7 protein-coding genes are annotated in these 6409 nt (G+C 51.1%); 1 reads left to right on the top strand and 6 read right to left on the bottom strand.

The features are described 5' to 3' along the window. Positions 1-138: 138 nt before the first annotated feature. The 6 genes from BAA01_08495 to BAA01_08470 form a co-directional block, all read right to left on the bottom strand. On the bottom strand, positions 139-1023 hold the full coding sequence (locus tag BAA01_08495; GenBank protein ID OUM88398.1) for a 4-hydroxy-tetrahydrodipicolinate synthase: 885 nt from the start codon (positions 1021-1023) through the stop codon (positions 139-141). Beyond that, positions 1020-2267 (bottom strand): aspartate kinase, encoded by a 1248-nt coding sequence (locus tag BAA01_08490; GenBank protein OUM88397.1) that lies wholly within the window; start codon positions 2265-2267, stop codon positions 1020-1022. The genes BAA01_08495 and BAA01_08490 overlap by 4 nt, the downstream gene beginning before the upstream one ends. Positions 2268-2352: 85 nt before the next feature. Then, a complete protein-coding gene (locus BAA01_08485) occupies positions 2353-3390 on the bottom strand; it encodes an aspartate-semialdehyde dehydrogenase (protein ID OUM88396.1) in 1038 nt (345 codons plus the stop codon). A 14-nt stretch (positions 3391-3404) separates the two neighbouring features. After that, complete coding sequence (locus tag BAA01_08480) at positions 3405-4001, bottom strand: dipicolinate synthase subunit B (protein OUM88395.1); 597 nt, start codon at positions 3999-4001, stop codon at positions 3405-3407. 4 nt (positions 4002-4005) lie between these two features. Beyond that, complete coding sequence (locus tag BAA01_08475; GenBank protein OUM88394.1) at positions 4006-4899, bottom strand: dipicolinic acid synthetase subunit A; 894 nt, start codon at positions 4897-4899, stop codon at positions 4006-4008. A gap of 90 nt (positions 4900-4989) precedes the next feature. Further along, positions 4990-5298: a hypothetical protein gene (locus tag BAA01_08470; GenBank protein OUM88393.1), complete on the bottom strand. Its 309-nt coding sequence runs from the start codon at positions 5296-5298 to the stop codon at positions 4990-4992. A 159-nt stretch (positions 5299-5457) separates the two neighbouring features. On the opposite strand from BAA01_08470, the gene BAA01_08465 reads away from it, so the two are divergent. Further along, positions 5458-6360 (top strand): hypothetical protein, encoded by a 903-nt coding sequence (locus BAA01_08465; protein ID OUM88392.1) that lies wholly within the window; start codon positions 5458-5460, stop codon positions 6358-6360. Positions 6361-6409 lie beyond the last annotated feature (49 nt).

Here is a 6409-nt window from a genome sequence, read left to right as displayed (position 1 = left end):
TCAGATTCCACCTCGCGATGGACACCCTTGCTCTCGGCTAACGGTAGGCGCTCGCCAGCCCCCGCTCGGGACTTTCACCCTATAGACCACACCCATGCCGGGCGCACCACAAAAAAACCGCCCCTGACAGGAGCGGTTTTAAGCTTCGTTATTGACAGTGGCCTGATAGACGCGCAATATCGTTTCGGCCTCCGACTGGGAAACCTCCGCCAAGGGCAGGCGAACCGGCCCTGCCTTGATCCCCAAATGATTCAGAAGAAACTTCAGTGGCGCAGGACTGTTTGTGATAAACAGCACTTCAAACAGCTCCAACAGATGTTGGTGAAGCCGTGCCGCTTCCGAAACTCTGCCTGCCGCAAAATGGTCGATCATCTGTTGCATCTGCCTGCCCACGACATGGCTTGCCACGCTGACCACTCCTTTGCCGCCGATGGAAAGGACAGGCAAGGTCAATTTGTCATCTCCGCTGTACAACGCGATATCGCCATGCGTCACCGCGATCATCCGCGTCATTTGCGTCAGATCGCCGCTGGCTTCCTTAATTGCCACGATATTGTCGATTTCTGCCAGGCGTTTCAGCGTCTCAGGCGTCAGGTTGACGGCAGTGCGGCCGGGAATATTGTACAACATGATCGGCAGATCCACCTTGCCGGCGATCGCCTTGAAATGTTGATACAGCCCTTCCTGTGACGGCCGGTTGTAATAGGGCAGAACCAGCATCAGTGCATGCACGCCACACTTTTGGGCTTCCCGGCTGAGCCAGATCGTCTTTTCCGTGTTGTTTCCCCCAACGCCTGCAATCACCTGGCCCCGTCCACGCATCTTTTGAACGGCAAAGCGAAACAACTCCAGTTTTTCTTCATCCGTCAATGTGGGAGATTCTCCTGTGGTGCCCGCCACCACAAGATCATCCGTCCCATGGTTGACCAAGTGATCGATGAGTGCTCCGCAAGCCTCCCAATCTACCTGCCCTCGCTCGTCAAAAGGTGTGATCATCGCTGTGATGACTCGGCCAAACTTCATCTTCTCTTCTCCTCCTTGGCGTTTGCGTCCAGCCCGAACTTCCGGTGCAGCGCCCGAACCGCACGGATCATGTCCTTTTCCTTCACCAAGATCCAAATGGTCGCATGGGAATCGGCGGATTGGAGAATTTGTATCCCTTCTGATGTGAGCGCTTCAACAATCGCCGCCATCACACCAGGCCGTCCCGCCATGCCGGCGCCGACCGCTGACACTTTGGCGCAATGAGAGGTCACATCCAAATCATAACCCATTTGGCGTATCAGATCGACGGCCTCCTGAGCTTGCCGATCAGAAACCGTATAGGCGATCTGATTCGGGCTCACATTGATGAAATCAACGCTAATCCGATGTTCTGCCATGGCTTGGAAGACCTTTAATTGCAGATCGTATTGTTGCTGGTACGAATAACGGTCTGCATTCACTTTGATTTGGGTCAATGCCGGAACATGGGCAATCCCCATAACGGGCTGATCGCGAATCGCCCGGGGAGCATTGGCAGGAAGATGGGAGATCAGGGTCCCCGGATGGTCCGAGCCGTTGGCCTTGACACGAACGGGCAATCCTGCCTGCCTCGCAATCTCCACCGCCCGCGGATGGATCACCTTGGCTCCCTGGTAGGCCAGATTGGCCATTTCCGCATAGGTCACGTGATCCAACAGTCGGGCTTCAGCGACGAGTCTCGGATCGGCTGTCATGATTCCTTCCACATCGGTGTAAATATCCACCCATTCCGCATGCAAGGCAGCGCCAAGCGCAACAGCGGAGGTGTCACTGCCGCCCCTGCCCAATGTGGTGATCTCGCCATCCAAACTCCTTCCCTGGAAACCGGGAACAATCACCAGCTTTCCTTCTTCGAGCGCATGGAGAACCCGGGCCGGTTCGACGCGGATGATCTGCGCGTCTCCAAACTGCTGATCGGTATAGATGCCGGCTTGCCCGCCTGTCAAAACAGTGACCTGATGTCCGCGGGAGGTCAACAGGGAGGCCATGACAGCAGCCGAAATGATTTCCCCGCATGACAAGAGCAAATCCTTCTCCCGGGCCCCCAGATTTCTGCCGTTTTCATCAACCAGCGCCAGCAGTGAGTCCGTCGCATAGGGATCACCTTTTCGCCCCATCGCCGAGACGACAACCACCACGCTGTACCCCTGCGCCAGTTGAAACTCGACATGCTGAACGGCTTTCAACCGCTGGCCCTGGGTAGAGAGGGATGAGCCGCCAAACTTTTTGACAACAATTTTCATTGAAATACTCCCATCGAGATACTCCCATCCGTCTTTCCTGCCGTCAACGGTGCCATCGGCACTTTACCGGCATTTGCAGCATCTGTCAGGATGAACGATGGTTCGCAAAAAGTTGTTCCGCAATTTGTACCGCATTCCAAGCCGCGCCTTTTAACAGGTTGTCTGAGACGATCCACAAATTGAGGCCGCGCGGATGGTAAAGGTCTTTGCGTATCCGTCCGACAAACACTTCTTTTCTCCCGCTGGCCATAACCGCCATCGGATAAGCTTGGTTCTCCGGTTCATCCACAACCACGACGCCTGAAGCCTGTGAAAGGAGCTGCCGGACCTCCTCGATTGTAAAATCGGCCCCCAATTCCACATATACCGACTCCGAATGGCCGTTGAACACCGGAACCCGGACACATGTGGCCGTCACCGCCAAATCGGGCGCATGGAAAATCTTCTGCGTCTCCCGAACCATCTTCATTTCTTCCATCGTAAACCCGTTGTCCTGAAACACGTCAATCTGCGGAATCGCGTTAAAGGCGATCTGGTGATGCCTGGCCAGGGACTTCACCGGCAAAACGCGCGGTTCGACGGCCTCGCCCTTCAACACCTGTGCGCTCTGCTCGTGAAGCTCGTTGATCGCCTGTTGTCCAGCCCCGGAGACTGCCTGATACGTGGAAACGATGATTTTTTCAATCCCATAACGGTCATACAGGGGCTTCAGGGCAGTTACCATTTGAATGGTGGAACAGTTCGGATTGGCGATGATTCCTTTGTGTTGGTATGTGTCGGCCATGTTCACCTCGGGGACGACCAGAGGAACCTCTTCTTCCATCCGAAACGCGCTCGTGTTGTCAATGACGACTGCCCCTCGCTTTACAGCTTCTGGCACCAACACCTTGCTTACAGAACCACCCGCACTGAAAAAGGCAATATCCACACCCTCAAACTGTTCGGGAACAGCCTCCCGGACCTCAATCTCCTGGCCGCGGAAAGCACGTCTTTGTCCAACACTGCGCTTTGAAGCCAGGAGCCTTAATTCCGATACTTGAAGCGGGCTGTCCTCCAACAACTCCACGATTTTGGTTCCTACTGCGCCGGTTGCGCCCACAACTGCGACTCGATATTGACGCATGCTGCTGCTCCTTTCTACGTATCACGAAAACGTTCAATCAACATGGGTTGCAATTGTCTGCCATCCAAGGCTGCTTCACAAGTGGCCTTGATCAAGTCCATCCTGGCAACAAGGGAGGTGGGTTTTTGCTCCGGGGAATCCTGCCCAAACGGGACGAAGTAGATGTGTTTGGCCGTGAGGAGTTTAGCCAGATTATGTGCGTTCAGGCCAAGCGCGTCATTGGTCGAAATGGCGACGACCACGGGCCGGCGGTTGCGAAGCGTGGCCTTCGCGGCCATCAACACAGGACTATCCGTGATCGCATTGGCCAATTTGCTCAACGTGTTGCCGGTGCACGGGGCAATAACCATCACATCCAATGTCTTGCCCGGACCTAACGGCTCTGCTTCCACCACATTGGTAATCAACTCATTTCCTGTGATTTGACGCAGGCGATTCAGCCAGTCTTCCGCCCGGCCAAACTTGGTATCTGTCGTCTGCATCGAATAGGATACGATCGGAACGACAGAAACCCCCTCTTGAACCAAACGTTCTATCTGTGGAAACACCTCATTGTACGTGCAATGGGAAGCTGACAAACCGATGCCGACGGTCTTCCCCGTCAATTCCATCTGCTCAATCCTCCTGTTTTCCCGTCTGTTCGACCACCAGCCGTATCAATGTCCTGGCGATAATCCGGCCGGCCGTCTTTGGCGCAACGATTCCGGGCAAACTAGGAGCCAGTAGAGCTTTTAACCCTCTCTTTTCAGCAAAGCGAAAATCGGTCCCTCCTGGAGCAGAGGCAAGGTCGATGATCACAGCTCCCGAGGGGAAATTGGCCAGTACAGATGGGGTCAGAATCAATTGCGGAACCGTATTGAATACCAGCTCAAAGCCTGGTGCCAATTCTTTGAGATGTTCGGTGTAAAAAGGATCAAGTCCCTGTTCAAAGGCACGCGCAAAATGATCTGGGCGATGCACCCCCACCCTGACGGCCGCGCCGATCCCTTTCAACACTCGTGCCAAGGTCATCCCTGTACGTCCAAACCCCAACACGGCTGTTTTCGCTCCATGAATCGTAAAATCTGTATTTTGCATCGCCATCATCAAGGCGCCTTCAGCCGTCGGAATGGAGTTGTAGATGGCCACTTCATCCCGATTCAACAACTCTTCCAAAGGCACCGAATATTTTTCGCACAATTGGCGTAAATAAGGCTTCGCAATTCCTGTGTATATTTTTGCCTTTTTGGAAAGTGCTTGCATGTGCGCATCTGTAATGACCAATGTCCGGTGCGTAAAGATGCTCTCCACCCTGCCCTGTTCATCACAGCTGACGATGGGCAAAACAACCGCATCCACCGAATTCAAGGTCTCAGGGAGAAAAGGTTGCTTATGGGCACCGGGAAATTCGCTTTGCAAATTTTCAAAACCGATTAACGTGATGGTAGCATCCAGCTCTGTGCATGCTTGTATCACTTCGAGTTGACGGGCATCACCGCCAATAAAGGCGATATGAACTCCTGTCAGCATCAGGCTACCCCTTTCAAACCATTCTACTAGAATTCTAGAAAAATGCAAAGCGACTTCTCCGTTCCCCGGGAATCGTTGTGCTAACTTAACCTATTCATCTACTTGGGTGAAGGTGCATCTGTTCACCGTTTCAAGATCATCCGCTTGATGTTTGGTTTGAGTATGGATTTCAAAGAGAATCATATCGGGTCCGATTTTTTTGATTGCTTTCCACGGTATATGCCATTCCTCCGCTTTCTTCCTTTGAAAAAAAGGAATAGGGCCGCGATTGCTGATCACAAAGGAATCAATTTCGCCCGTCTCCGGGTCAAAGTACATTTCCATACCGCTCATCGATCCGATCCGTTTGCCCTGATCGATGGCCACCAGGTCCTTGTTCAACAATTGGCTTAAACGCATCGCAAACCCTCCCAAAAGTAAGACAGGTTTCTTCTCATTTCTTAGCTATTCCGGCACGGCCTGTACTATTCCTATTGTTCTTCTTTTACGAGTAATGCACCAGTTGCATACATCCTACATATGATCCATTAGCCTATTCCAATTGAAAGGAGAAACGATATGTGGACTCAACCCCATCTACCGGGACATTTTGCCGGGGATTCAAGCCTATCGATGCTTTACCCGCCAGAACAATTTGCTGACTTGCCAGAACCGCTCTCAGAAAAAATGTTTATTGAACGATCCCTTGCAGAAAATCGGTTTTGGCTTCGCATCATGAAAGAACATGCACTGTTTCTCGGTGAAGGAATGGATCGCAATGATAAAAATTTGATCCAACAAACCAACCGCTTTTATCACTATTTTGAGCAGCAAGAAAAACGGGCACATCAAACCCCGCCATCTGTCGGGGCTGTAAGAAAATTGAATGAGGACAGCATTCAACTTGTATATGGGTTCAGAAATTTCAAAAGAAACCTTTTGATACTTATTATCAACTGCAAGATTCGTGGATTCAATTTTCCACTATTGGTTGATCATATCGCGCGTGAAGCCGAATATTTTATGAACACCCTCCACAAATTCAATCTAGGAATTCTGGAACCCATCCAAGATGCAATTATTCATGAAAACGTGTTCTGGCTTCGTGTCATGATGGAACATTCTCGATTCATTTCCGCATTGTTGGACCCGTCTGAAAGAAATCTGATCGCGACTGCACGAAAGTTTGGTGATGACTTCGAGATCCTCCTCAACCAGGCGCGAGATGTTGAATCCATGTTGTATCATAAAAAATCAACCTATCCTATCATCAGAAAAATGAACCAAGATAGTAAAAATGCAACCGAGGAATTAAGAGATTTCAAGAAAGCTGGACTTGAACTGATAAAAACCTGTCAAATACGAAATGTGATTAACCCGCTGCTGGCAGACCACGTGGTACGTGAGGCCGAACATTTCCTCTTCATGATTCACATATTAGAAAAGCGATTGAAAGACAAACAAGAAAGAAATCTGTCTTAAAGGTTTATGACTTAACCATCGTTTTTTGCCTTTCATGTTTTCTTATTTT

The organism is Bacillus thermozeamaize, from assembly GCA_002159075.1.
Classification (GTDB): Bacteria; Bacillota; Bacilli; order ZCTH02-B2; family ZCTH02-B2; genus Bacillus_BB; species Bacillus_BB thermozeamaize.
This window is presented reverse-complemented; position numbering and strand designations above follow the sequence as displayed.